The 25,614-nt window shown below is 60.4% G+C and carries 23 protein-coding genes and 1 pseudogene; 15 read left to right on the top strand and 9 right to left on the bottom strand.

All coding sequences use genetic code 11. The features are described from left to right. Positions 1-48 precede the first annotated feature (48 nt). Entirely contained in the window at positions 49-714 is a 666-nt protein-coding gene (locus D8U71_RS08720; protein ID WP_232245433.1) for a hypothetical protein, read from the top strand. Next, on the top strand, positions 714-986 hold the full coding sequence (locus D8U71_RS08715; RefSeq protein ID WP_123444075.1) for a type II toxin-antitoxin system RelE/ParE family toxin: 273 nt from the start codon (positions 714-716) through the stop codon (positions 984-986). The genes D8U71_RS08720 and D8U71_RS08715 overlap by 1 nt, the downstream gene beginning before the upstream one ends. Before the next feature lie 177 nt (positions 987-1,163). Here D8U71_RS08715 and D8U71_RS08710 read toward each other — a convergent pair whose 3' ends face one another. Next, positions 1,164-2,705 carry a phosphoenolpyruvate carboxykinase gene (locus D8U71_RS08710; RefSeq protein ID WP_016772179.1) on the bottom strand — a complete coding sequence of 514 codons (1,542 nt, stop codon included), beginning with the start codon at positions 2,703-2,705 and terminating at the stop codon, positions 1,164-1,166. 181 nt (positions 2,706-2,886) lie between these two features. Then, the gene (hslO, locus tag D8U71_RS08705) at positions 2,887-3,789 is read right to left on the bottom strand and encodes an Hsp33 family molecular chaperone HslO (protein ID WP_130887609.1); all 903 of its coding nucleotides are present in this window, start codon (positions 3,787-3,789) and stop codon (positions 2,887-2,889) included. Between the two features lie 107 nt (positions 3,790-3,896). Between hslO and D8U71_RS08700 the strand changes: the two genes are divergently transcribed. Further along, positions 3,897-4,697: a phosphatase PAP2 family protein gene (locus tag D8U71_RS08700; protein WP_130887608.1), complete on the top strand. Its 801-nt coding sequence runs from the start codon at positions 3,897-3,899 to the stop codon at positions 4,695-4,697. A gap of 98 nt (positions 4,698-4,795) precedes the next feature. Here D8U71_RS08700 and D8U71_RS08695 read toward each other — a convergent pair whose 3' ends face one another. Next, on the bottom strand, positions 4,796-5,203 hold the full coding sequence (locus D8U71_RS08695; protein ID WP_016772182.1) for a S4 domain-containing protein: 408 nt from the start codon (positions 5,201-5,203) through the stop codon (positions 4,796-4,798). Between the two features lie 116 nt (positions 5,204-5,319). On the opposite strand from D8U71_RS08695, the gene D8U71_RS08690 reads away from it, so the two are divergent. The 3 genes from D8U71_RS08690 to rimK are packed head-to-tail and all read left to right on the top strand — an operon-like array spanning position 5,320 to position 7,497. Further along, positions 5,320-6,099, top strand: coding sequence for an EAL domain-containing protein (locus D8U71_RS08690; RefSeq protein ID WP_122698818.1), 780 nt, complete (start codon positions 5,320-5,322; stop codon positions 6,097-6,099). Between the two features lie 34 nt (positions 6,100-6,133). Next, complete coding sequence (locus tag D8U71_RS08685) at positions 6,134-6,595, top strand: ATP-dependent zinc protease (protein WP_172667902.1); 462 nt, start codon at positions 6,134-6,136, stop codon at positions 6,593-6,595. Further along, on the top strand, positions 6,592-7,497 hold the full coding sequence (gene rimK / locus D8U71_RS08680) for a 30S ribosomal protein S6--L-glutamate ligase (protein ID WP_024011184.1): 906 nt from the start codon (positions 6,592-6,594) through the stop codon (positions 7,495-7,497). Before D8U71_RS08685 ends, rimK begins: the two co-directional genes overlap by 4 nt. Positions 7,498-7,610: 113 nt before the next feature. On the opposite strand, the gene D8U71_RS08675 is transcribed toward rimK, so the two are convergent. Both D8U71_RS08675 and ompR read right to left on the bottom strand, forming a co-directional pair. Then, positions 7,611-8,924: an ATP-binding protein gene (locus D8U71_RS08675; protein WP_016770645.1), complete on the bottom strand. Its 1,314-nt coding sequence runs from the start codon at positions 8,922-8,924 to the stop codon at positions 7,611-7,613. A 114-nt stretch (positions 8,925-9,038) separates the two neighbouring features. Further along, positions 9,039-9,779 carry a two-component system response regulator OmpR gene (gene ompR, locus D8U71_RS08670; protein ID WP_016772186.1) on the bottom strand — a complete coding sequence of 247 codons (741 nt, stop codon included), beginning with the start codon at positions 9,777-9,779 and terminating at the stop codon, positions 9,039-9,041. Between the two features lie 358 nt (positions 9,780-10,137). Between ompR and D8U71_RS08665 the strand changes: the two genes are divergently transcribed. The 7 genes from D8U71_RS08665 to tauD all read left to right on the top strand — a co-directional run bounded on the left by D8U71_RS08665 (position 10,138) and on the right by tauD (position 18,561). After that, positions 10,138-12,462, top strand: coding sequence for a Tex family protein (locus D8U71_RS08665; RefSeq protein WP_125925823.1), 2,325 nt, complete (start codon positions 10,138-10,140; stop codon positions 12,460-12,462). Next, positions 12,462-12,845, top strand: a complete 384-nt coding sequence (locus D8U71_RS08660) for a PaaI family thioesterase (RefSeq protein WP_016772188.1) — start codon at positions 12,462-12,464, stop codon at positions 12,843-12,845. Before D8U71_RS08665 ends, D8U71_RS08660 begins: the two co-directional genes overlap by 1 nt. 269 nt (positions 12,846-13,114) lie before the next feature. Beyond that, positions 13,115-14,698, top strand: coding sequence for a glutamate--cysteine ligase (gene gshA, locus D8U71_RS08650; protein ID WP_130887607.1), 1,584 nt, complete (start codon positions 13,115-13,117; stop codon positions 14,696-14,698). Between the two features lie 257 nt (positions 14,699-14,955). Continuing rightward, positions 14,956-15,933, top strand: a complete 978-nt coding sequence (gene tauA, locus D8U71_RS08640; RefSeq protein ID WP_130887605.1) for a taurine ABC transporter substrate-binding protein — start codon at positions 14,956-14,958, stop codon at positions 15,931-15,933. Between the two features lie 16 nt (positions 15,934-15,949). Continuing rightward, a complete protein-coding gene (gene tauB, locus D8U71_RS08635; protein WP_024011178.1) occupies positions 15,950-16,744 on the top strand; it encodes a taurine ABC transporter ATP-binding subunit in 795 nt (264 codons plus the stop codon). Further along, positions 16,741-17,574, top strand: coding sequence for a taurine ABC transporter permease TauC (tauC, locus tag D8U71_RS08630; RefSeq protein WP_130887604.1), 834 nt, complete (start codon positions 16,741-16,743; stop codon positions 17,572-17,574). The genes tauB and tauC overlap by 4 nt, the downstream gene beginning before the upstream one ends. Positions 17,575-17,718: 144 nt before the next feature. Beyond that, positions 17,719-18,561, top strand: a complete 843-nt coding sequence (gene tauD, locus D8U71_RS08625; protein WP_130887603.1) for a taurine dioxygenase — start codon at positions 17,719-17,721, stop codon at positions 18,559-18,561. A gap of 130 nt (positions 18,562-18,691) precedes the next feature. Here the strand turns inward: tauD and mgrA are convergent, their stop codons facing one another. Further along, a complete protein-coding gene (gene mgrA, locus D8U71_RS08620) occupies positions 18,692-19,729 on the bottom strand; it encodes an L-glyceraldehyde 3-phosphate reductase (RefSeq protein ID WP_130887602.1) in 1,038 nt (345 codons plus the stop codon). Between the two features lie 363 nt (positions 19,730-20,092). Here mgrA and D8U71_RS08615 point away from each other — a divergent pair. Further along, a pseudogene (locus D8U71_RS08615) lies at positions 20,093-20,215 on the top strand (LacI family transcriptional regulator); the annotation flags it as partial. 38 nt (positions 20,216-20,253) lie between these two features. Here D8U71_RS08615 and D8U71_RS08610 read toward each other — a convergent pair. The 3 genes from D8U71_RS08610 to epsC form a co-directional block, all read right to left on the bottom strand. Next, complete coding sequence (locus tag D8U71_RS08610) at positions 20,254-20,655, bottom strand: type II toxin-antitoxin system HicB family antitoxin (protein ID WP_130887601.1); 402 nt, start codon at positions 20,653-20,655, stop codon at positions 20,254-20,256. A 247-nt stretch (positions 20,656-20,902) separates the two neighbouring features. Then, positions 20,903-22,864 (bottom strand): choline transporter BetT, encoded by a 1,962-nt coding sequence (gene betT / locus D8U71_RS08605; RefSeq protein WP_177434893.1) that lies wholly within the window; start codon positions 22,862-22,864, stop codon positions 20,903-20,905. 397 nt (positions 22,865-23,261) lie between these two features. After that, on the bottom strand, positions 23,262-24,188 hold the full coding sequence (gene epsC / locus D8U71_RS08600) for a serine O-acetyltransferase EpsC (RefSeq protein WP_016772197.1): 927 nt from the start codon (positions 24,186-24,188) through the stop codon (positions 23,262-23,264). 190 nt (positions 24,189-24,378) lie between these two features. Here epsC and D8U71_RS08595 point away from each other — a divergent pair, with 190 nt between their 5' ends. Then, complete coding sequence (locus D8U71_RS08595) at positions 24,379-25,377, top strand: D-cysteine desulfhydrase (RefSeq protein WP_130887599.1); 999 nt, start codon at positions 24,379-24,381, stop codon at positions 25,375-25,377. Positions 25,378-25,614: the final 237 nt, after the last annotated feature.

Below are 25,614 nucleotides of genomic sequence, written 5' to 3'. Positions count from 1 at the left end.
CGCGATGCCTTGTCGGCTATCGCGAGGCGGTGGTGCGAACCTATAGTCGTGGGTGTCGCTGCTTTGGTCAGTGACACCCACATCACCTACGCTCTGTATCCGCTGACACAGGACGGCTGCGACCTGCTGCAAGTCCGAAAGCCCCGGCCCAGCAACAAACGAAACATCATCGCTGCACACGGCGTATCCAGCATCAGGAGTCAAATTTTGCAAACTACTATTGATTGCGTACGATGGGAGCCATTACTCAGCGAAGGGCTCGCATTTATGGCCAGCACTGAAAACATCGACCACAGCGCCCTCCTTCGCTTGGTCGAAAACGGTTCTGTGAGCGGCACAATCATCGTCGCGAAACCGGGAGGCTGGTCGGTCGAGATTCGGCAAGGTAGCCGCAAATGCGCGCTGACAGCACAACGCAGTGGTCAGGTGCGCCTGTTCAAGAGGCTGGAGACGCTGGTGGCCTACCTGCAGGGCTTGGGCATCAGCCAATTTAACGTGGATGCCTCCGGTTATGACCCGCTGCAACTGAAAACCTACGCCAGGCCTGATCGCTCTGAAGCGTTGAAACAAGCCCATGAAGCGGCCGCTTATGAGGAATGGTTCAAGCGACAGGTGCAGATCAGCATCGATGATCCAAGGCCAAGTATCAGCGATGAAGATGCTCGCCGAATATTCGCCGCCAAGCGTGATGCCCTGCGTCAACGAGGGCGCTGATGAGGTTGGTCTGGCGCCCGGAAGCGCTTGCTGACCGAGACCGGATAATGGATCGAATCGGTCAGGACAACCCAGACGCTGCTGCGGATCTCGATGAAATGTTCGAATCAAAAGGGGAAATAGCAAGACAGCGCCCAACCTTGTACCGAAAGGGCAGGGTCCACGGAACACGTGAAATCGTTGCGGCCGCCAACTACGTCATCGTCTACGCAATCAAAAAAGACCGGGTGGAAGTGCTGCGTGTCATGCATGCACGGCGGCAATGGCCTTAGCTAGAGGATCATTTTGCAGGAATGTTAAGTGGCATTACTCTGGCCGTATCACGCCAAAAATGAACGATTACTGCTACACGGCAAGTGACGAACCGCCGTTGAGATGAGCTTACCCAAATCTTCGCCCATGAAAAAACCGCCCCAAAGGGCGGTTTTTTATTCACTGCAAACCACTACTTACAATTTCGGCCCAGCCGCCTTGATCGCGTCGCTCACTTCGAACTTCTTGAAGTTCTCGATGAACAGACCGGCCAGTGCTTTCGCGGCTTCGTCGTACGCCGCCTTGTCAGCCCAGGTGTTGCGTGGGTTTAGCAGGTTGGTGTCGACGCCCGGGACCGCCAGAGGCACGTCGAGGTTGATGGTGTCGAGGTGTTCGGTGGCTGCACCGATCAGCGCGCCGCTCTGGATCGCTGCGATCACCGCGCGGGTGGTCGGGATGTTGAAGCGTTGGCCGACGCCGTAGCCGCCGCCGGTCCAGCCGGTATTGACCAGGTAGACCTTGGAGCCGAAGCCGCGGATGCGCTTGATCAGCAGTTCTGCGTACTCACCAGCCGGACGCGGGAAGAACGGTGCGCCGAAGCAGGTGGAGAAGGTCGACTTGATGCCGCTGCCCGAACCCATTTCAGTCGAGCCCACCAGTGCGGTGTAGCCGGACAGGAAGTGGTAGGCCGCTTGTTCTTCGTTGAGGATCGACACTGGCGGCAGTACGCCGGTCAGGTCGCAGGTCAGGAAGATCACCGCGTTTGGCTCGCCACCCAGGTTCTTCTCGGAACGCTTGGCAACGTGCTCCAGCGGGTAGGCGGCGCGGCTGTTCTGGGTCAGGCTGACATCGGCGTAGTCGGCGTGCTTGGCGTCGTCGATAACGACGTTCTCCAGCACCGCACCGTGCTTGATGGCTTTCCAGATGACCGGCTCGTTCTTCTCGGAGAGGTCGATGCACTTGGCATAGCAACCGCCTTCGATGTTGAACACCACGCCTTCGCCCCAGCCGTGTTCGTCGTCACCGATCAGGTAACGGCTTTCGTCAGCCGACAGGGTGGTTTTACCGGTGCCCGACAGACCGAAGAACAGGGTCACGTCGCCGTCTTCGCCGATGTTGGCAGCGCAGTGCATTGGCAGCACGTCAGCGGCCGGCAGCAGGAAGTTCTGCACCGAGAACATGGCTTTCTTCATCTCGCCGGCGTAACGCATGCCGGCGATCAGCACTTTCTTCTGCGCGAAGTTGATGATCACGCAACCATCGGAGTTGGTGCCGTCACGCTCAGGCACGCACTCGAAGTTGGCGACGTTGAGCACTTGCCATTCTTCACGGCCAGCCGGGTTGTACTGGGCCGGGTTGATGAACAGGCAACGACCGAACAGGTTCTGCCAGGCAGTCTGCGTGGTCATTTTCACGGCCAGGTAGTGATCTTCCGCCGCGCCTACATGCACGTGGGAAACGAAGTGCTCTTGCGCGTTGTTGAAGGCCTCGACGCGAGCCCACAGGGCATCGAACTTGTCGGCCGGGAACTTGCGGTTGATCGGGCCCCAGGCGATAGCAGCCTGGGTGGAAGGCTCTTCAACGATGAAACGGTCGACTGGCGAACGGCCGGTGCGGTGACCGGTGCGAACAACCAGAGCGCCGGTATCGGCAAGCTCGCCTTCACCGCGATTCAGGGCTTCTTTTACCAGATCATCAACACTCAGATCGGTGTACACGGCGTTATTGGCTTGCGTCATGAGGTTCCCCGTCGGCCAGTGGCCGAGTGTGCTCCAAACGTTTTGTAGTAGAAAGTCGCGCACTACTACCGCGAAAAAAGTGGGCCGGATTATGCCAGAAAAGCCCAAAAAGAGTAGGGTCCTCCCGTCGCAACGGCGATATTCCGTCATTCCGCAGTGAATTTACCTGCGCTGAACCGTTTTAGTGACGGGTATCTGACGGCGTATCGACGCCCGCGCCAGCGAACAATTGAGCAATATCGGCCGCGTCGAACAGGTACTGCTGATTGCAGAACTGGCAATCGATCTCGACTTTGCCGCCCTGCTCGGCGGCCAGCGCCAGCGCATCTTCCAGCCCAAGACTGACCAGCGCATTGCCGGAGCGTTCCCGCGAGCAGCTGCAACTGAAGCGCAGATGCTGCACATCAAACAGGCGCACTTGTTCTTCGTGGTACAGGCGATGCAGGACGGTTTCGTTGTCCAGGCTCAGCAGCTCATCGGCGCTCAAAGTGCTGGCCAACGCGGTGAGATGCTGCCAGCTGGCGGCGCGATCCTCTTCGTCTTTCAAGCGATCGGCGGGGAGTTGTTGCAGCAGCATGCCGCGGGCACGACGACCGTCGGCGAACAGTTTGAAGCGCGTGCCAACCTGCTGCGACATGACGAAATAGTTGGTGAAACAGTCCGACAGTGTTTCGCCGTCGAGATCGACAATGCCCTGATAGCGCTGGCCAACAGTCGGGTCGACGGTGAGGGCCAGAACGCCGTCCGGCATCAGATCGCTGAGGGTGGCGTCTGCGGCGATCTGCTCGGCGTTGTAACGCGCCAGACCACGGATCTCACGCTCGCTGGAGCACTCGATCATCAGCAGCGAAATCGGCCCTTCCGAGCGTGCCTGCAAAATCAGCAAGCCATCGAACTTGAGCGTGCCGACCAGCAACGAAGCGGCCGCCATCAGTTCGCCGAGCAACTGCGCGACAGGTTCCGGGTACGGGTGTTTGGCGAGGACTTCAGCGTAGCTGCGCTCCAGCGCTACCAGTTCGCCGCGAGTGTCGCTGTCATCGAAGATGAAGCGTTGAGTGAAATCGGTATCCGCTAGGTCGGTCATAGGTCTGGGTATCTGAATGTGATGACAAAATGATTACAAAACGTGAAAATTTGCGCTTGCTGGCACTTTTTTTGGTGCCGGCGCTTTTTCGCCATGGGAGGCATTTTATGAACAATCCGGGTTTGTTCCAATCAAGGTGGAACCTCGGCCGGCTGGTTCTGTGTAACGTAGTGCCGTTGGCGCTGCTGGCTTTCTGGTTATGGCCTACCGGCCAGATGCTGTGTGTGATTTTCGACGAGTGGCTGTTCCGCTCGCTGAATGCACCGCTGGCCAGCAACCCGATATGGCTCCACATTTGGGCAATTGCAAGTCTGCGCCCGTTCGACATCGTCGTCGGACTGATTCTGCTGACGCTGCTGATCAAGGGCGACTGGGTCTTCAGGGCGATCGACGTGCGTCGCGCGTTCTTCGGTTTTTTCTCGATCCTGCTGCTGATGGTGGTGATCCGCGCGCTGTTTTCCAAATTCGCCGATCACATGGGCTGGCAGCACAGCAGCCCGTCAATGGTGCTTGAGGGCGCCGTGCACATCAGCGATTACTTTCCGCATCTGGAAAAAACCTGGGAGCTGAAGGACCGTTCCGGCCAGAGTTTCCCCGGTGATCATGCCTCAGTGTTGTTGATCTGGGCGTTGTTCATGGGCGTGTTCAGCCGCACCGTCGGACAATTTCTAACAGTATGGGGTCTGGCCGTGTTGTTCATGCTGCCGCGTCTGGTGGCCGGCGCGCATTGGGGTCAGGACGATTACATCGGCGGCGTGCTGCTGGCGGTGTGGGCGTTGGGCTGGGGTTACTACACACCGTTTGCCTATCACGCGTCGAACTTCTGGTTGAAGCTGACCGCGCCGGTTTTCACGCTGTTGGGCAAGCTGCCGATGCTGTCGCGGATGAGTGTGGTGCGTAGCGCCTGATACCGCGTCGTACTCGATTCGCGAGCAGGCTCGCTGCCACAGACGACCTCGATCAAATGTGGCAGCGAGCCTGCTCGCGAAGAGGCCGGCACAATGTTTCAATCTTCGTTGCTGCTACCGCGAAACTTGAACAGATCCCGCCGCTGCTTCTTGCTCGGTTTGCCATCGGTGCTCACGCCCAACGAGCCCGCCTTGCGCATCGCCGCAGCCGCCTCACGCTTGGCGACACTCGCTTCGGTCTCCGCGTACAAGGTCTGCGCCTCGGGTGCGCCACGACGCACGATCGACAATGCTTCGACCCTCACCGTGCGCACTTCGAAGCCGGTACGAATCTCGAACTCATCACCGATGCGCGGCTCCTTGCCCGGTTTGCAGCGCTCGCCACGGCAATGCACCTTGCCACTTTCAATGGCGGCTTTGGCCAATGCACGGGTCTTGTAGAAACGCGCTGCCCATAGCCATTTATCGAGACGGACCTTGTCGTCCTCCTCCTGCTTCTGTCCCATATGAATTCCTCGCTCAGCCAGTAGTCGGAACTGTACTACCGTTTCTGTCGGGCGCAAGAACTCGGCCCTCCAGATAGACTGTGATCTTCGCCGCCTGACCGGCCTGGAGTGACCGCGTGACTAAATTTCCAACTTCGTTGACCTCACCCAAGGGCGGTTGCCAGGGCTGCCAGCAGAGCGAGCCGCTGGACTTCGATTTTGCCTTCGCCTACCAGCCGATTGTCGACCTGCGCGATGAATCGGTGTTTGCCCACGAAGCGCTGGTAAGAGGCGTGGCCGGGGAAGGTGCACTGTCGGTGTTAAATCAGGTTACAGAAGACAACCGCTACCGTTTCGACCAGCTCTGCCGGACCCGCGCCATCGAAGGCGCGGCGAGCCTTAATATGCAGACACACTTGTCGATCAACTTTTTGCCCAACGCCGTCTACCGTCCAGAGCTATGCATTCGCAGCACGCTGGAGGCCGCACGCAAACACAACTTTCCGATCGACCGGCTGATTTTCGAAACACTGGAAATCGAGCACGTAGATAATTATCGCCATTTGACCAATATTCTGCGTGAATACCGCGAATTCGGCTTCAAGACCGCCATCGACGATTTCGGTGCCGGTTATTCGGGGCTCAATCTGCTGGCTGATTTCCAACCGGACCTGATCAAACTCGACATGGCGCTGATCCGCGATGTTGACCAGGACCGTGTCCGTCAGGTGATCGTGCGGGGGATTGTCACAATGTGTGCGGAGTTGGACGTTACAGTCATTGCCGAAGGCATAGAAAGCGCCGGGGAACGGGATTTCCTCGCGGACTGTGGAATATTTCTGATGCAGGGCTACTGGTTCGCCAGACCCGCATTCAAAGCGTTGGCCCAGGTGCCGGACGAGGCCTGGAAGCGTTAACCCTTGGTTTTTTTCTTTGAAGACATTTGATCATTTGACCGTTGTCGGTCTGCGCGAGTGGGTGGCGCTCCCGGGCCTGGGAGTCGCGGGCCTGCGCGCAAAAATCGACACCGGCGCCAGCACCTCCAGCCTGCACGCCACCGATATCGAACCGTTCGAACGCGACGGCGAGAAATGGGTGCGCTTCACTGCGCATCTCGGCACGGTGGTGCAGTTGCGTCACCGGCGCTGCGAAGCGCCGCTGGTCACGCGCAAAACCATCAAGAGCTCCAACGGCCATGCGCAAGTGCGCTATGTGATCAGCACCACGCTGGCCCTGGGCGATCGGGTCTGGCCGGTGGAGTTCACCCTGGCCTGCCGCAAGTCCATGCGCTATCGCCTGTTGCTCGGTTCCAAAGCCCTGATCGATGGCCAGTTGGTGGTCAATCCGGGCATCAAGTATGTACAAGACAAGCCGGTGTTCCCGGTATCTACCTCCTCCACAGGTGTTGCATGAAGATCGCTGTGCTGTCGCGTAATCCGCGTCTGTATTCCACCCGCCGTCTGGTCGAAGCCGGAATCGAGCGCGGGCATGAAATGGTGGTGATCGACACCTTGCGCGCCTACATGAACATTGCCAGCCACAAGCCGCAGATCCATTACCGCGGCAAACCGCTGGAAGGTTTCGACGCGGTGATCCCGCGGATCGGCGCGTCGGTGACGTTCTACGGCTGCGCGGTGTTGCGTCAGTTCGAAATGATGGGCGTGTTCCCGCTCAACGAGTCGGTGGCCATTGCCCGCTCGCGGGACAAATTGCGTTCCCTGCAGCTGCTGTCGCGGCGCGGCATCGGTCTGCCGGTCACCGGTTTTGCACACTCGCCGGACGACATCCCCGACCTGATCGCCATGGTCAACGGCGCACCGCTGGTGATCAAGGTGCTCGAAGGCACTCAGGGCATCGGCGTGGTGCTGTGCGAAACCGCGACGGCGGCAGAGTCTGTGATCGAAGCGTTCATGGGCCTGAAGCAGAACATCATGGTTCAGGAATACATCAAGGAAGCCGGCGGTGCGGATATCCGCTGCTTTGTGGTCGGCGACAAGGTGATCGCGGCAATGAAGCGCCAGGCCAAACCGGGCGAGTTTCGCTCCAACCTGCATCGCGGCGGCAGCGCCAGCCTGATCAAGATCACTCCGGAAGAACGCATGACCGCATTGCGCGCGGCCAAGGTCATGGGGCTGGCGGTGGCAGGTGTGGATATCCTGCGCTCGAATCACGGACCGCTGGTGATGGAAGTGAACTCGTCGCCGGGACTGGAAGGCATCGAAACCACCACTGGCAAGAATGTCGCCGGGATCATCATCGAGCATCTGGAAAAGAATGGCGGGCCGAATATGACTCGCACCAAGGGCAAGGGCTAGAGAAGCAGCTGCTAGCGGCAAGCTTCAAGCGGCAAGTGAAAAGCGCTCTTGCTTGTAGCTTGTAGCTTGTAGCTTGTAGCTTGTAGCTTGTAGCTTGTAGCTTGTAGCTGCTTCTAAACCGCATCTCTCGGCAACATCAACCCCAGCGGCAATCTCACGCGGGCCTCAAGTCCACCCCCGGACCGGTTGCGCAATTCGACGTTGCCGCCATGCATCGCCGCAATCCTTTTCACGATCGCCAGCCCCAGCCCGGTGCCTTTGCCACCGCGAGCCCGATCCCCTCGGGTGAACGGGTTGAAGATTGCCTCAAGCTCGGACGGATCAATCCCCGCGCCACGGTCCATCACGCTCAGGACCACATACGGCGCGCTGGTATCTCCGGACACATAAGCCGCGACCTCAACTCCCGTGCCGGCATGGTTCAAGGCGTTGCCGATCAGGTTGTTGAGCAGGCGTTTCATCGACACTCGACGCAGCGGAAACGGCTGGATCGGTTCCAGGCGCAGGCGCACTTTCTCTTCGTTCTGGTTGTACGGCGCGGCGACTTCACGCACCAGATCGCTGAGGTCCACCTCCTCCACTGACTCATCACGACCATCGCGGATGAACGCGAGGAACTGGTCGAGAATCGCGTCCATGTCTTCGATATCGCGGACCATGTCGTCGGTGAGATCGGTGTGATCGCCCATCAATTCCAGCGACAGGCGCAAGCGCGTCAGCGGTGTGCGCAAGTCGTGGGAAACCCCCGCCAGCATCAGCTCGCGCTCGCGTCCGGCCTGTTCAACGTCCTCGGCCATCTGGTTGAAGGCGCGATAAACCTCGGTCATTTCGCTCGGCGTGTCGCTGATCGGCAGGCGCACGCTGCGGCCCTGGCCGAGTTGCCGCGCGGCATACACCAGGCGCTTCAAAGGCTGGTTGAGCTGGCTGACGAAAATCCATGCCGACGCCGTCGATAGCAGGCCGATGGCGAGGAACCAGCCGAGCACGTTCCAGATTTTCTGGCCGCGCAACGGATGCGGATACAGCGGTACTTTCAGCCAGCCATCGCCCAGGCTCGGTGCCCTCACCCACAGTGCCGGCGGCGAGTGCATGCGCAAACGCACCTCGGTGTCGGCACCCAGTTCCGCCTGCATCTGACGTTGGTAGATTTCGCTGTACGGCCAGTGCTGCTCGCCTTCCGGCACACCGGCGCCGACCACACGAATCAGGGTCGCGGCATCGGCAATTTTTGCGCGGTTTTCTTCGTCGGCGGCCCAATAGGCGCGCAGCGTCAGAGCGACACCATGGCTGTATTGGCGGTCCACCAGCACGTCCTCGTTCATCAACAGATAAACCAGGGTCAGCGCCTTGGAAAACAGCACGACGATCAGCACCAGCCAGAGGGTGCGGGAGAAAAAACTTTGGGGGAACCAGACGGGGGTTTTCATCTTTAACCGCTACACACTTGCAGGAGCGAGCAATGCTCGCATATTGCGGATTGCGAGTCTGTGGCAATGGCCGTGCGGCCAGAGCCTTGCAGACCCGCTCCTACAAATCACCGATCACTTGGTGGCGGTGCCATCCGGTACGAACACGTAACCCACGCCCCAGACAGTCTGGATGTAGCGCGGTTTCGACGGATCGGGTTCGATCATCCGGCGCAGACGCGAGATCTGCACGTCGATGGAACGCTCCAGCGCATCCCATTCACGGCCACGGGCGAGGTTCATCAGCTTGTCGCGGGTCAGCGGCTGACGGGCGTTCATCACCAGCGCCTTGAGTACCGCGAACTCACCGGTGGTGAGCATGTGCACTTCATCGCCACGCTTGAGCTCGCGGGTCGCCAGCGACAACACGTAATCACCGAAGGTGACGTTTTCGTCTTCACTGCCCGGCGCGCCCGGCACCGGTGCGGCCTGACGGCGCAATACCGCTTTGACCCGCGCCATCAGCTCGTCGGGGTTGAACGGCTTGGCCAGGTAATCGTCGGCGCCCAGTTCAAGGCCCTTGATACGGCTCAGCTCATCGCCCTTGGCGGTGAGCATGATGATCGGAATCTGGTTGTTCGCGCTGCGCAGACGGCGGCACGCGGTCAGGCCGTCTTCGCCCGGCAGCATCAGGTCGAGAACGACCAGATTGAACACTTCACGCGCCAGCAGACGGTCCATCTGCTCGGTGTTCGGAACGGTACGGGCACGGTAGCCCTTGCTGACGAAGAAACGCTCCAGCAGGCTGCTCAGCCCCGGATCGTCATCAACGATAAGAATTTTTTCGCCTTCAGCCGTTTGTGCAGTGCTGCTCATTGGATGCTCCTTTTAGCTCGGCGCGCATTATGGCGTAGCTGTCGTTATACGCACCGTGTGCATTGTTAGCAGATTTTTCCTTCACTGCCAGAAAACCGGGGTTTATGCCTACAGCCTGCAACGCCCCCGAATGACAGAACGCTGGTTATAATGCGCGGCGTTTTGCGCCAGGCAACGTCTGAATCGTTACCGTAAGTGGCCGGTATTTTTTCCGGCCCTGTGCAGTAACTGTTCGATTTCACGGGTCAATGGGCAGCTTCTTGATCCAGGCAGCGGCAATTTTCCAGCCGCTCAATCAGCCTCCAGGCCATTATCTGCGTGCCTGCGAGCCTGCTTTCATACTATGTCAGGTGGTTTTATGGACAGCATCAACAGCCGCATCGCCGAGGAACTCGGCGTACGCCCACAACAGGTCGAAGCGGCCGTCGCGCTACTCGATGAAGGTTCTACCGTTCCCTTTATCGCCCGTTACCGGAAAGAAGTCACCGGCAGCCTCGATGACACCCAGTTGCGTCATCTGGAAGAGCGCCTGCGCTACCTGCGAGAACTCGACGAACGGCGCATCAGCATCCTCGCCAGCATCGAGGAGCAAGGCAAACTCACCCCTGCCCTTGAGCGCGACATCAAGCTCGCCGACACCAAGACCCGTCTCGAAGACTTGTACCTGCCGTACAAGCAGAAGCGCCGCACCAAGGGCCAGATCGCCCTCGAAGCCGGCCTCGGCGAACTGGCCGACGGCTTGTTCAACGACCCGAACCTGTCGCCGGAAACCGAAGCCGCGCGCTTCGTCGACGCCGAAAAGGGCGTGGCCGACATCAAGGCTGCGCTGGAAGGCGCCAAATACATTCTCATGGAGCGCTTCGCCGAAGACGCCAGCCTGCTGGAAAAGCTGCGTAATTTCCTCAAACAGGAAGCGATCCTCAGTGCCCGCGTCATCGCTGGCAAGGAAGAGGAAGGCGCCAAGTTCCGTGATTATTTCGAACACGACGAGCCGCTGAAAAGCATGCCCTCGCACCGCGCCCTGGCGATTTTCCGTGGCCGCAACGAAGGCATTCTCAGCTCCGCGCTGAAAGTCGGCGATGAGCTGCCCGGCACGATGCATCCGTGCGAAGGCATGATCGCTCAGCAGTTCGGCATCCAGAACCAGAACCGCCCGGCGGACAAATGGCTCGGTGAAGTGGTGCGCTGGACCTGGAAGGTCAAGCTCTACACCCACCTGGAAACCGACCTGCTTGGCGAGCTGCGCGACGGTGCCGAAACCGAAGCGATCAACGTGTTCGCGCACAACCTGCACGACCTGCTGCTGGCCGCTCCGGCCGGCCCGCGCGCGACCCTGGGCCTCGACCCGGGCCTGCGTACCGGCTGCAAGGTGGCCGTGGTCGACTCCACCGGTAAGCTGCTCGACCACGCCACGGTTTACCCGCACGTGCCGCACAACAAATGGGATCAAACCATCGCCATTCTCGCCGCGCTGTGCGCCAAACACTCGGTGGACCTGATCGCCATCGGTAACGGCACTGCCAGCCGCGAGACCGACAAGCTGGCGATCGAGCTGATCAAAAAATATCCAGCGATGAAAATGACCAAGGTCATGGTGTCTGAAGCCGGCGCCTCGGTGTACTCGGCGTCGGAACTGGCGGCCAAGGAATTCCCGGACCTCGATGTGTCGATCCGTGGCGCCGTGTCGATCGCCCGGCGCTTGCAGGATCCGCTGGCCGAACTGGTGAAAATCGATCCGAAATCCATCGGTGTCGGCCAGTACCAGCACGATGTCTCGCAGCTGAAACTGGCGCGCGGTCTGGATGCCGTGGTCGAGGATTGCGTGAACGCCGTGGGCGTGGATGTGAACACCGCCTCCGTGGCTTTGCTGGCACGGATTTCCGGCCTCAATGCGACGCTGGCGCAGAACATCGTTGCTCACCGTGACGAACACGGCGCGTTCAAGACCCGTGCAGCGCTGAAGAAAGTCGCGCGTCTGGGCGAAAAAACCTTCGAACAGGCCGCCGGTTTCTTGCGCGTGATGAACGGCGACAACCCGCTGGATTCGTCGGCGGTTCACCCGGAAGCCTATCCGCTGGTGCAGCGCATTGCCGCTGAAACCGACCGCGACATTCGCTCGCTGATCGGCGATGCCGCGTTCCTCAAGCGTCTGGATCCGAAGAAATTCACCGACGAAACCTTCGGTCTGCCGACCGTCACCGACATCCTGCAAGAACTGGAAAAACCCGGTCGCGACCCACGTCCGGAGTTCAAGACCGCCGAGTTCCAGGAAGGCGTCGAGGACCTCAAGGACCTGCAACTGGGGATGATCCTCGAAGGCGTGGTGACCAACGTGACCGCGTTCGGTGCGTTCGTCGACATCGGCGTGCACCAGGACGGTCTGGTGCACATTTCGGCGCTGTCGGAGAAGTTCATCAAGGACCCACGCGAAGCAGTCAAGGCCGGTGACGTGGTGAAAGTGAAGGTCATGGAAGTCGATATCCCGCGCAAACGCGTCGGCCTGTCGATGCGCATGAGCGACACCCCGGGCGAGAAAATCGATGGCGCCCGTGGCTCGCGCCCGGGCTCGGCACCGCGCCAGTCTTCGGGCAACGCGCCGCGCAAGGAAACCGCCACCGCCGCGCCGGTGAACAATGCGATGGCCTCGCTGTTCGCCAACGCCAAGCAGTTGAAGAAACGCTGATGGACATGCCGGCCGGGCTCGTCGAGAGCGCGTTTTTCAAGCTGTTGGGCTGTCGCCTGCACAGTCTCGAAACCGGGGTGGCGCAAGTCGCCCTGGCGCTTGAGCCCGAACTGCGCAACCGCGGCGGCAAACTGCACGGCGGTGCGCTGTTCAGTCTGGTCGATATTGCTATGGGCCTGGCGTGTTCCAGCAGCCATGGCTTCGATCAGCAGAGTGCGACCATCGAATGCAAGATCAACTACATCCGCGCCGTTTCCGATGGCGAGGTGCTGTGCACGGCGCGGGTGATCCACCCGGGCCGGCGCACGCTGGTGGTCGAAGCCGAGGTGGTGCAGGGCGACAAACTGGTCGCAAAAGCGCAAGGCACCTTCGCTGTCCTGTAGATGTTGCTCATCATTTTGAGTTAATTTCGGCGCAATGAATCCTGTGGAAGCGAGCCTGCTCGCGAAGACGGTGTGTCAGTCGACGATGAAATTGACTGCAAAACCCTCTTCGCGAGCAGGCTCGCTCCCACAGGGATTGTGCAGTTCTTGACTGACCGGCAAATGGCCTGCCGCTACAAACCAGGCGATAACGCCAGTTTCAACTTCACCCTTGTAGACCGTCCTGCCCACCCCCATATTGGGGCGACTGACGCGTGAAGGAATCCAAATTGAGCGAACTTCTCAACCGCCGCCTGGCTCTGCTCGGCGAGCGCGCTAACCTTTCTCTGCTCAAGCAGTGCCTGCACGGTATCGAACGTGAATGCCTGCGCGTGACCAGTGAAGGTCGCCTGGCGCAAACGCCGCACCCCGAAGCCCTGGGTTCCGCGCTGACCAACGAACAGATCACCACCGACTACTCCGAGTCGCTGTTGGAATTCATCACGCCTGCCCTGCCGGATCCTGCCGACACGCTGGCTAGCCTGGACAAGATTCATCGTTTTGCCTACAGCAAACTCGGCAACGAGTATCTGTGGAGTCCATCGATGCCGTGCCCGTTGCCGGCCGAGGAAGACATCCCGATTGCCTATTACGGCACCTCCAATATCGGTCAGCTCAAATACGTCTATCGCAAGGGCCTGGCCCTGCGTTACGGCAAGACCATGCAGTGCATTGCCGGTATTCACTACAACTTTTCCCTGCCGGAACAACTCTGGCCATTGCTGCGCGAGGCCGAAGGTTTCGTCGGCACCGATCGCGATTTCCAGTCGGTGTCCTACATCGCGCTGATCCGCAACTTCCGTCGCTACAGCTGGCTGCTGATGTACCTGTTCGGTGCCTCGCCGGCGCTGGACGCCGGCTTCCTGCGCGGGCGTTCGCATCAGCTCGAGCAGCTCGACCCGGACACGCTGTATCTGCCGTACGCGACCAGCCTGCGCATGAGCGATCTCGGTTATCAGAGCAACGCCCAGGCCGGCCTGACACCGTGCTACAACGATCTGGCGAGCTACACCGACAGCCTGCGCGAAGCCGTGGCCACGCCGTATGCGCCGTATGTTGAAGTCGGTACGCACAAGGATGGTGAGTGGGTGCAGCTCAACACCAACATCCTGCAGATCGAAAACGAGTACTACTCCAACATCCGCCCGAAACGCGTGACCTACACCGGCGAGCGGCCGATCCAGGCGCTGATGGCGCGCGGCATCCAGTACGTCGAAGTGCGCTGCCTGGACATCAACCCGTTCCTGCCAATGGGCATCGACCTCACCGAATCGCGCTTCATCGACGCCTTCCTGCTGTACTGCGCGCTGACCGACAGCCCGCTGCTGACCAACACTTCGTGCGGCAACGCCACCTCGAACTTCCTCAGCGTGGTCAAGGAAGGTCGCCGTCCGGGCCTGCAATTGCAGCGTGATGGTGAGTCGGTCGAGATGAAGCAATGGGCCGCTGAACTGCTGGAACAGATTGCTCCGCTGGCGGCGATGCTCGACCAGAGCCTCGGCGGCGATGCCCACAGCAAGGCACTGGATGCGCAACTGGCCAAGGTCAACGATCCGTCCCTGACCCCATCGGCGCAGGTGCTGGCGGCCATGGCCGAGCACAAGGAAAGCTTTGCGCAGTTCTCCCTGCGCCAGAGCCAGACCCACGCCGAGTTCTTCCGTAGCGAGCCGTTGGCGGCAGACGAGCAAGCGAAGTTTGAAGAGCTGGCGCGCGCGTCGCTGGCACAGCAGACCGAGCTTGAGCAGAACGAAGTCGGCGATTTCGATGTGTTTGTCGGCGCGTATCAGGCGAGTATTCTCGCCATCAGCAATTAAAGCCGCCCCGGCCTTGATCGTTCCCACGCTCTGCGTGGGAATGCAGCCTGTGACGCTCCGCGTCACTTCGGACGCAGAGCGTCCCTTGAGGCGTTACCACGCAGAGCGTGGGAACGATCAGTCAAAGGCTCACATCCTCTGCTGCCTTAGATTTTTCCGCTCATAAGCTCATTCGAAAAAGTTATTTATTTCGCGATTCTTAGATCATTTAGTCTCCACTCATGCCGACATTCGGTCGCCTGATCTGGAGCTCTCAATTGAAACTGAATTTCCCGCTTCGCCTGCTCGCCGCCGCCTCACTGGCCGCTGCAAGCTTCCTGGCCCAGGCGGCCGACCTCACTGTCGCCTACCAGACTACCGTCGACCCGGCCAAGGTCGCTCAGGCCGACGGCGCCTACGAGAAAGCTACCAAGGCCGATATCAGCTGGCGCAAGTTCGATAACGGCGCCGACATCATCGCCGCCATCGCGTCCGGCGATGTGCAGATCGGCTACCTCGGTTCGAGTCCGTTGACCGCCGCGATCACCCGCAAGGTACCGGTAGAAACCTTCCTGATTGCCACGCAGATCGGCGCCGCTGAAGCACTGGTCGCGCGCGACGGTTCCGGCATCAAGACTCCGCAGGATCTGATCGGCAAGAAAATCGCCGTGCCGTTCGTGTCCACCGGGCACTACAGCCTGCTCGCCGCGCTCAAGCACTGGCACATCGATCCGTCGAAAGTCACCGTGCTCAACCTCGCGCCGCCAGCGATCATCGCGGCGTGGAAACGCGGCGACATCGACGCCACTTACGTGTGGGATCCGGCACTGGGCGTGGCCAAGGAAAACGGCAAAGTGCTGATCACCTCCGGCGAGCTGGCCAAGTTCGGCGCGCCAACCTTCGATGCTTGGATCGTGCGCAAAGACTTCGCCGAAAAGCACCCGGAAATCGTCACTGCGTTCGCCAAGGTCACCCTCGACGCCTACGCCGCTTACCGCAAGGATCCGCAGGCCTGGCTGGCCAACCAGAGCAACGTCGACAAACTGGTGAAGCTGTCTGGCGCCAAAGCCAGCGACATCCCATTGCTGCTGCAGGGCAACGTCTACCCGCTGGCGGCGGATCAGGTCAGTGATCTCGGCGCGCCGACCACCAAAGCCATCACTGACACTGCCGCGTTCCTCAAGGAGCAAGGCAAGGTCGAAGCCGTCCTGCCGGACTACGCGCCTTACGTCAGCGCCAAATACATCACCAACTGATCGGGAGATAACAGCGATGGCCTTGCTACAGCTGGAGCGCATCAGCGCACAGTACCCGGGCAGCCCCGAGCCGGTGCTGGCGGATATTTCTCTGACCCTGGGGCCGCAGCAATTGCTGGTCGCCCTCGGCCCGTCCGGCAGTGGCAAGACTTCGCTGTTGAACCTGATTGCCGGTTTCGTCGAACCGAGTGCTGGGCGCATCACCCTCGACGGCGTGCCGGTCAAAGGCCCGAGCGCCGAACGTGGCGTGGTGTTTCAGGACGACGCCTTGCTGCCCTGGCAGGACGTATTGGCCAACGTCGCCTTCGGCCTTGAACTGGCCGGTGTCGCTAGGGACAAACGCGAAAAAATCGCCCGGGAAATGCTCGCGCTGGTTGATCTTTCCGGTTTCGAAAGCCGTCGTATCTGGCAACTCTCCGGCGGCCAGAAACAACGCGTCGGCCTCGCCCGCGCCCTCGCCGCCGACCCGCGCGTGTTGCTGATGGACGAGCCGTTCGGTGCGCTTGATGCATTCACTCGCGAGCAGATGCAGGAGCTGTTGCTGCAAGTCTGGCAACGCACGGCCAAGCCGGTTTTTCTGATTACCCACGACATTGAAGAAGCGGTGTTCCTCGCCACGGACCTGATTCTGCTGGCGCCGAATCCGGGGCAGATCGTTGAGCGCCTGCAATTGGATTTTGGTCAGCGTTATGCCGCTGGCGAGTCGGCCCGTGCGATCAAATCCGATCCGCGTTTTATCGAAACCCGCGAGCACGTGCTGAGCAAAGTCTTCTCGCAACGCAGCGCCGTACCCCGGCAGGAGCGCGCATGAGCAGTTACGACGTTTCCGCTGCGGCGGTGAAAACACCTTCGGTGAGCATCCCGGTGCGCCGCAGCCTCAGCACTCGCTGGATCAGCCTGCTGACCCTGTTCGGCCTGCTGGCGATCTGGTGGACGGTGACCGCGACCGGACTGATCGAACCGCTGTTCCTGCCGCCGCCCTCCGCCGTGCTGCAAAAGGGCTGGTTGCTGGCGACTTCCGGATACATGGATTCGACTTTGTGGCAGCACCTCGGCGCCAGCCTCAGCCGCATTGGCCTTGGACTCTTTTTCGCCGTCCTGACCGCCGTGCCGGTGGGCATTGCCATCGGCGCCAACCGCATCGCCCGTGGTGTGCTCGATCCGCTGATCGAGTTCTACCGCCCGATCCCGCCGCTGGCGTATCTGCCGCTGATCGTGATCTGGTGCGGCATCGGTGAGTTGTCGAAAGTGCTGCTGATCTATCTGGCGATTTTCGCGCCGATTGCCATCGCCACCGCGACCGGCGTGCGCACGGTTGACCCGGCGAAATTGCGCGCCGCGCAGTCGCTGGGTGCGACTCGTGCACAACTGATTCGCCATGTGATTTTACCCAGCGCCCTGCCGGACATTCTCACTGGGGTGCGCATTGGTTTGGGTGTCGGCTGGTCGACCCTGGTCGCCGCTGAATTGATCGCGGCCACCAGTGGCCTGGGTTTCATGGTGCAGTCGGCTGCGCAGTTTCTGGTCACCGATGTGGTGGTGCTGGGAATTCTGGTCATCGCCCTCATCGCCTTCGCAATGGAAATGGGATTGCGCGCATTGCAGCGCAAACTCGTGCCATGGCACGGCCAGGCGCACTAAATCGCCTTGTGAAAATTCCCCTGTGGGAGCGAGCCTGCTCGCGAAAGCGTCAGATCAGTCACTGCACTGTCGCCTGACACTCTGCATTCGCGAGCAGGTTCGCTCCCACAAAAGCATGACACTCCGAATTCGAAGAGAACGACCATGAGCACCCTCAACATCACCCCGTTAAGCTCGGCCCTCGGTGCGCAGATCAGCGGCGTCGACATCAGCCAGCCGCTGAGCCTGGCACACCGCGACGCCATCGAGCAGGCGCTGCTCAAGTATCAGGTGCTGTTCTTCCGCAATCAGCCGATCGAGCCGGCACAGCAGGCACGTTTCGCGCATTATTTCGGCGACCTGCACATTCATCCGATTTACCCGAACGTGCCGGAACAACCGGAAGTGCTGATTCTTGATACCGCCGTCACCGACGTGCGCGATAACGCGATCTGGCACACCGACGTGACCTTCCTGCCGACGCCGGCGATGGGCGCAGTGCTCAGCGCCAAGTTGCTGCCGGAGTTCGGTGGCGACACGTTGTGGGCCAGCGGTATCGCGGCATATGAAGCGTTGTCGGTGCCGATGAAAAGTCTGCTCGAAGGGCTGACAGCGACCCACGATTTCACCCGATCGTTTCCGCTCGAGCGCTACGGCAATACGCCTGAGGCGCTGGCGCAGTGGGAAGAAGCACGGCGCAAGAATCCACCGCTGTCGCACCCGGTGATCCGTACGCACCCGGTGAGCGGACGGCGCTCGCTTTTCGTCAATGAAGGGTTTACCGCGAAGATCAACGAACTGTCGGAAACCGAAAGCGAAGCGCTCCTGAAGTTTCTGTTTGCCCACGCGACCCGGCCGGAATTCACCATTCGCTGGCGCTGGCAGAAAGACGACATCGCCTTCTGGGATAACCGCGTGACCCAGCATTACGCGGTGGACGATTACCGACCGGCGCGGCGGGTGATGCAGCGGGCGACGGTGTTGGGGGATGTGCCGTTCTTCAAGTGATAGCTGATGATCGTTCCCTCGCTCCGCGTGGGAATGCATCAACGGACGCTCCGCGTTCGGCTTTAGATGGGACGCGGAGCGTCCCGGGCGGCATTCCCACGCAGAGCGTGGGAACGATCCTCTAAGCGGCTTATTCGGCCGTCGAAGGCTTCTCCCACAGATTGATCCCGCCCTCCTGGGCAAACCGGTCAATCTCCGCCAGCTCTTCAGCGCTGAAATTCAGATTCTTCAGCGCGCCGACGTTCTCGATGATCTGCTCCGGCCGGCTCGCGCCGATCAGTGCCGAGGTCACTCGTGGATCACGCAGTGTCCACGCCAATGCCAGTTGCGCCAGACTCTGGCCGCGACGCTGGGCGATCTCGTTCAACGCTCGCACGTGAGCGATGTTTGCTTCGGACAAGTGCGAAGCCTGCAACGAGCCGCCGCCCGGGCGATTGACCCGCGCATCGGCCGGTACGCCGTTGAGATATTTGTCGGTGAGCAAACCCTGCGCCAGCGGCGTGAAGGCGATGACGCCCGTGCCGAGTTCATCGGTGGTATCGAGCAGATCCTTTTCCACCCAGCGATTGAGCAGGTTGTACGCCGGCTGATGAATCAGCAGCGGCACTTTCCACTCTTTCAGCAGCCCGGCCATCTCGCGGGTTTTCACCCCGGAATAGGACGAGATGCCGATGTACAAAGCCTTGCCCTGCTGCACAGCGGTGGCGAGGGCGCTGGCGGTTTCTTCCAGCGGGGTGTCCGGGTCGAAGCGGTGCGAATAGAAGATGTCCACATAATCCAGACCCAAGCGTTGCAGGCTCTGGTCGAGGCTGGCCAGCACGTATTTGCGCGAACCGCCGCCCTGGCCGTACGGGCCGGGCCACATGTCCCAACCGGCCTTGCTGGAGATGATCAACTCGTCGCGATATTGCTTGAAGTCTTCGCGCAGCAGGCGACCGAAATTGATCTCGGCGCTGCCGTATGGCGGGCCGTAGTTGTTGGCCAGATCGAAATGGTTGATGCCCAGATCGAACGCGGTGCGCAGCAAGGCACGCTGGGTCTCGATCGGCGTGCTGTCGCCAAAGTTGTGCCACAGGCCCAGCGACAATGCCGGCAGCACCAGACCGCTGCGACCGACGCGGCGGTAAGGAATGGAGTCGTAGCGGTTTTCGGCAGCGGTGTAAGTCATCGAATCCTCTCTTGTTTGATTAACAGCGGATTGAGGGTGAAACCAAACTATGTGGCGAGGGGATTTATCCCCGATGGGTGGCGAAGCCGCCCCAAAACCTGAAACCTCGGTGAATCAGCTGTACCGGGCGCGCTGGTTTTACGACTGCTTCGCAGCCGAACGGGGATGAATCCCCTCGCCACAAAAGCCCCATCAATCAGGCAAAGCGATTTGCAGGTCGAACCAGCTCCAGGTTCTGCCGCAACGTCCGGCCTTCATATCCAATTCTGAACAACCCGCCCAGCATACGCCCAAGCAGCGCGGCGCCGACCTCCGGTTCGACCAATTGCTGAAACGTTTCACATTTTTTCCTGCGCTTCAGACTCGCTGGAGATTGGCGTGCTGGCGGCAACGCGGGTGCTGGAAAGCCTTGGGGTATTGCCGAGCGACGAAGTGCAGCGGCTGAATCTGCTGCGATGCCAAGTGATCGAGCGGGAAAGCACCTGACTGCGGGAGCGAGCAGGCTCGTTCCCGCAGAATCTGCGTCATACCGACAATTCGCGCAGCGCAGCGGCCGCCAGAAATCCGGACCGGGAACGGTAGCGCCGGTCTCGACGGACAGTCTGGTCAATACGTTCCAGCAACTGCTCGGGCAATGTGGCATTGAAGCGCACTGATTTGCCGAAGTAAGGCGTGATGTCAAAGTCGACCACGCCCCAGATCCCGCCCGCGTAATCCGGGTTATCAAGGTGGGCATCGATGTCGCGCACCTGTGGCAACGGCGCGCCATCGGCTACCAGCCCTTCGTAATGCAGCGCCAGTGCTTCCTGCGTGTTTTCAAAAGCTTCGGCTACCGTGGCGCCTGCGGAATAACACCCCGGTACGTCCGGAATGACCACGCCGTAGTCCGAGTCGGCATCCTTGTGCAGAACGACCGGGAATTTCATAAAGGTTTCCTTCGCCCTTTCCGACGTCAAGAATTACAACTCTAGGGCACAAAGCGCGCAGCGATACACACCATACACACTTGGATAAATAATAGTCCGTTTCGTGATCATCACAGATGGACGGATCAACGGCGGGGCCCAAGATTGCGATGGGCAGTGCGATATTCGGTGTGCCGGCGGCGGCGGTGGTGCTGTTCATAGTGCTGAACGCCGAGGCGTAAAAAACTCTCGGCGCTCAGCCGTTGGATCAACGCACCAGATGCAGGAACTGCATGTGCCGTTCGTACTGGTCGAGGATGTCGTTGATGATCTGTTCTTTGGTGTAGCCGACCAGATCGTAGTCCTGACTGCCCTCGCTCAAGTGCACTTCGGCGCGGTAGTAGCGGCGATTGTTGAGTTGCTTGGAACCCATGCCGCCGCGCGCGAACGATGGCGTGAAGTAGCCGCGCATCTGCACCTGATAGATGAACGGATGCTGCTCGCCATGACCGATTTCCAGGCTGACGTTGTCATGCGCCGGATCCGGCTGAGTGACGACGTGCAGACCTTTTTCGACGAACACGGCGGTCACTTCCTCGATTGCCGGGCGCACTGTGCTTTCCATGAAGCGGTACACCTCGTCGCGGGACGGGAAGTGCACGGCCTGGCTCAGACGCTGACGCCATCCACCGGTGCCACGCCGCGAACCGGAGACCGGCGCCAGCGAATGCAACTGCGCGATCTGCTTCTGCGATTCCAGATAGAACGCCTTGTGCAGGCCCCACATCATCAGCAGCAGAATCAACGAGAACGGCAACGAGGTCAGCACCACCGCCGACTTCAGCGCATCGATGCTGCCGGAGAACAGCAGCGCACTGGTGATCAGCGCGGTCATCGCGCCCCAGAACACCCGCAGCCATTTCGGCCCGTCTTCATCCGGGTTGCCGCCCTTCGCCGACAGGGTCGAGAGCACCACGGTGCCAGAGTCCGCAGACGTCACGAAGAACACGAAGCTGATGAACACCGTCACGGCGATGACGGGCTTGCTCCATGGGTAGGTTTCCAGCAGCAGATAAATGCTCATCGACGGATTGTCGATGGCCGACATGCCCAGCGCACTCATGCCGTGATTGAGCACCTGGTCCAAGGCGCTGTTGCCGAAGATCGACATCCACGCCAGGGTGAAACCGAGCGGGATCAACAGCACGCCGAAGACGAATTCACGGATGGTGCGACCACGAGAAATCCGCGCAATGAACAGGCCCACAAACGGCGACCATGCAATCCACCAGGCCCAGTAGAACACCGTCCAGCCACCCAGCCAGTCGCTCGGTTTGTCGTAGGCGTAGAGGTCGAAACTCTTCATCGGCAGGGCGCCGAGGTAATCGCCGACGTTCTGGATCAGGGTGTTGAGCAGGTGCTGTGTCGGCCCGGCGAACAACACGAACAGCAGCAGCCCGCAGGCCAGCAGCATGTTGATATCGGACATCACCCGCACGCCTTTGTCGACGCCGGACACCGCAACGATGATCGCCGCGCCCATCATCAGCGTGATCAGGCCGACCTGAATCCACTGGGTGTGGGCGATGCCGAACAGATAATCCAGGCCCGAGTTGAGGTGCAACACGCCGAAGCCCATGTCGGCACCAAGACCGAACACCGTGGCGATGATGCCGAAGCCGTCCACCGCATAGCCGATCGGGCCGTTGATGCGTTTGCCGATCAGCGGATACAGCGCCGAACGCAGGGCCAGCGGCAGATTGTGCCGATAAGCGAAATAGGCCAGTGCCATGCCGACAAAGGCAAACACGCCCCAGCCATGCAGGCCCCAGTGCAGGAACAGGATCTGCATCGCCTGGCGTGCCGCATCCGCCGTGCCAGCGTCGCCTTGCGGTGGCTGCAGCATGTGGGTCAGCGGTTCGGAAACGCAGAAGAAAAACAGCGTGATGCTGATCCCGGCGGCGAACAGCATGCCGGCCCAGGACAGGTAACTGAATTCGGGCTCGTCGTGGTCGGCACCGAGTTTTATCTTGCCGTAGCCGGATAAGGCGGTGACCACCACGAAGACCAGATACAGGGTCATCGCGAGCATGTAGTACCAGCCGACCGTGTTGGCCGCCCAGTTCTGCGCTTCCAGCAACCAGGCGCCGGCCTGTTCGGGGATGGCGATGACGACCAGACCAAACAGCAGAATGACCGTCGCGGCGAAGTAGAACACCGGCGGATTCATGCGTACCAGACCGCTGGCGGGGGTAGACGATGCACTCATGAAAGGTGCACCTCGAAGGTTTGAAGCGTGGCTGAAATGATCGGACTCAGCAAAGGCAAGCCTCCTGTTGTGAGCGGGCAGCGAACCACCGGTTTAACTTGAATGAACGTTCAAGTTAAACATGAATGGGGTGGTAAGGACTAATCGCAGGGCTGGGCGGTAGGTTTCCTACAGCGCCCAAAGAGGGGTATGACGCGGGTTTGGAGAGATTCGTTCACTGATGAATTGGCTTAAGGCCACTACCTTGATCCGGCCTGGAAATCTCGCGAGCAGGCTCGCTCCCACATCTGAAACGCATTCCAATGTGGGAGCGAGCCTGCTCGCGAAGAGGCCCGATACAACAACACAGATTCAAGACTTACTTCTGCGTCCCGTCATCATGCTGCAGATTCGCCTGCGTCAGATTCGCCCCCGCCGGCACGCTACGTGTCAGCCAGACGTTGCCGCCAATGGTCGAGCCCTTGCCGATGGTGATCCGTCCGAGAATCGTCGCCCCGGCGTAAATCACCACGTCATCCTCAACGATCGGGTGACGCGGATGGCCCTTCTGCAATTGGCCGTCCTCATCCGCCGGGAAGCGCTTGGCCCCCAGGGTCACCGCCTGATAAATCCGCACTCGCTCACCAATGATCGCGGTTTCGCCAATCACTACACCGGTGCCGTGATCGATAAAGAAGCTGCGGCCGATCTGCGCGCCCGGGTGGATATCGATGCCGGTCGCCGAGTGCGCGATTTCCGCGCTGATCCGCGCCAGCAGCGGCAGCCCTGCACGGTATAAATGGTGCGCCAGGCGATGGTGAATCACCGCAAGAATGCCCGGATAGCACAGCAGCACTTCATCAACGCTGCGTGCCGCCGGGTCGCCGTGATAGGCCGCGAGCACATCGGTGTCGAGCAGCGTGCGCAGGCCCGGCAAGGCCAAGGCGAAATCCTGCACGATCTGGATGGCGCGGGTTTCGACTTCACTGTCGTCCTGCGCGCTGTGGCGGGCAACGTAACGCAACTCCAGGCGCGTCTGCGCCAGCAAGGCATTCAGCGCTACATCAAGCGTGTGGCCGACGTAGAAATCTTCACTTTCTTCACGCAGATCGACCGGCCCCAGACGCATCGGGAACAGCGCGCCACACAGCGCCTCGAGGATTTCCGCCATCGCCGCTCGCGATGGCAATTCGCGGCCGCCCTGCTCCCCTGAAGCCCGGCCATTCAGTGCGCGCCACTGATCCCGCGCGCTGCGCAGCTGGCTGACGATGGTCTGCAATTGCCAATGGCTGGAACGCTCGCTCACGGTAAAGACTCCTCACGGGCGGCCGGACTGTCTGGCCGCGTCATCGGCGCCTACTTTACGGCATGCCTTTGCCGACGAATTAAGAACCGATAGTGCTGGCCTCAGTCCATTTGGCTATAAGCGATTGGCGGTTGCCCGGGCAAAAACGCGTGCCTATAGTCCTTTCATTCTTCTGCGCCAGTACGGACCAATGATCAAACAACAGCTGCAACGCTTCCCCCGTCTCGAACTGCTGAGCCCCCCCACGCCGCTGGAAAAACTCGAACGCCTGTCCACCTGGCTCGGTCGCGAGGTGTACATCAAGCGCGATGACCTGACGCCGCTGGCGATGGGTGGCAACAAGCTGCGCAAACTCGAATACCTCGCCGCCGACGCGCTCGCGCAAGGTGCTGACACGCTGATCACGGCCGGTGCGCTGCAATCGAACCACGTGCGCCAGACCGCCGCACTGGCGGCGAAACTCGGCCTCGGTTGTGTGGCGCTGCTGGAAAACCCGCTGGGCACTGATGACGGAAATTACACCGGCAACGGCAACCGCTTGCTGCTCGATCTGTTCGACACCAAGGTCGAACTGGTCGACAACCTCGATAATGCCGACGAACAACTGGCCGCCCTGGCCGTGCGCCTGCGCAGCAACGGCAAGAAGCCGTATCTGGTGCCGATCGGCGGCTCCAACGCCCTTGGTGCTCTGGGTTATGTGCGCGCCGGGCTGGAGCTGGCTGAGCAGATCAAGGACAGCGGCCTCGATTTCGCCGCTGTGTTGCTGGCGTCGGGCAGTGCCGGGACCCACAGTGGTCTGGGGCTGGCGCTGAGTCAGGCGCTGCCGCAACTGCCGGTGATCGGCGTGACCGTTTCGCGCAGTGAAGAAGATCAGCGCCCGAAGGTGCAGGGTCTGGCCGAACGCACGGCAGAGCTGCTGGGCGTCGAGTTGCCGGCCAGCTTCAAGGTCGAGCTGTGGGACGAATATTTCGCCCCGCGTTATGGCGAGCCGAATGCCGGAACGCTGGCGGCGGTGAAACTGTTGGCCGCACAGGAAGGTCTGTTGCTTGACCCGGTCTACACCGGCAAGGCCATGGCCGGTCTGCTCGACGGGATTGGCCGGCAGCGCTTCGATGACGGCCCGATCATCTTCCTGCACACCGGCGGCGCGCCGGCGTTGTTTGCCTACAAGGATTTTCTGACAAGATGATCACTGCAGATTGCAGATATCTGTAGCGAGGGGATTTATCCCCGTTGGGTCGCGGAGCGGCCCCTTGCTTTCGCAAGTGAGTACACGTCGCAGGACTTTGCAACTGTAGTGCAGCCGAACGGGGATAAATCCCCTCGCCACAACTGAACGGGTGCATATTCCAAAAAACCCTAAAAGAAAGAAAATCTAGTATTTTCAACTCTAAAACAGACATCTTATAGTCTCGCCGCAGGCGAA

The sequence above is a fragment of the Pseudomonas sp. Sample_21 genome (genome assembly GCF_004307525.1).
GTDB lineage: Bacteria > Pseudomonadota > Gammaproteobacteria > Pseudomonadales > Pseudomonadaceae > Aquipseudomonas > Aquipseudomonas atacamensis.
This window is presented reverse-complemented; position numbering and strand designations above follow the sequence as displayed.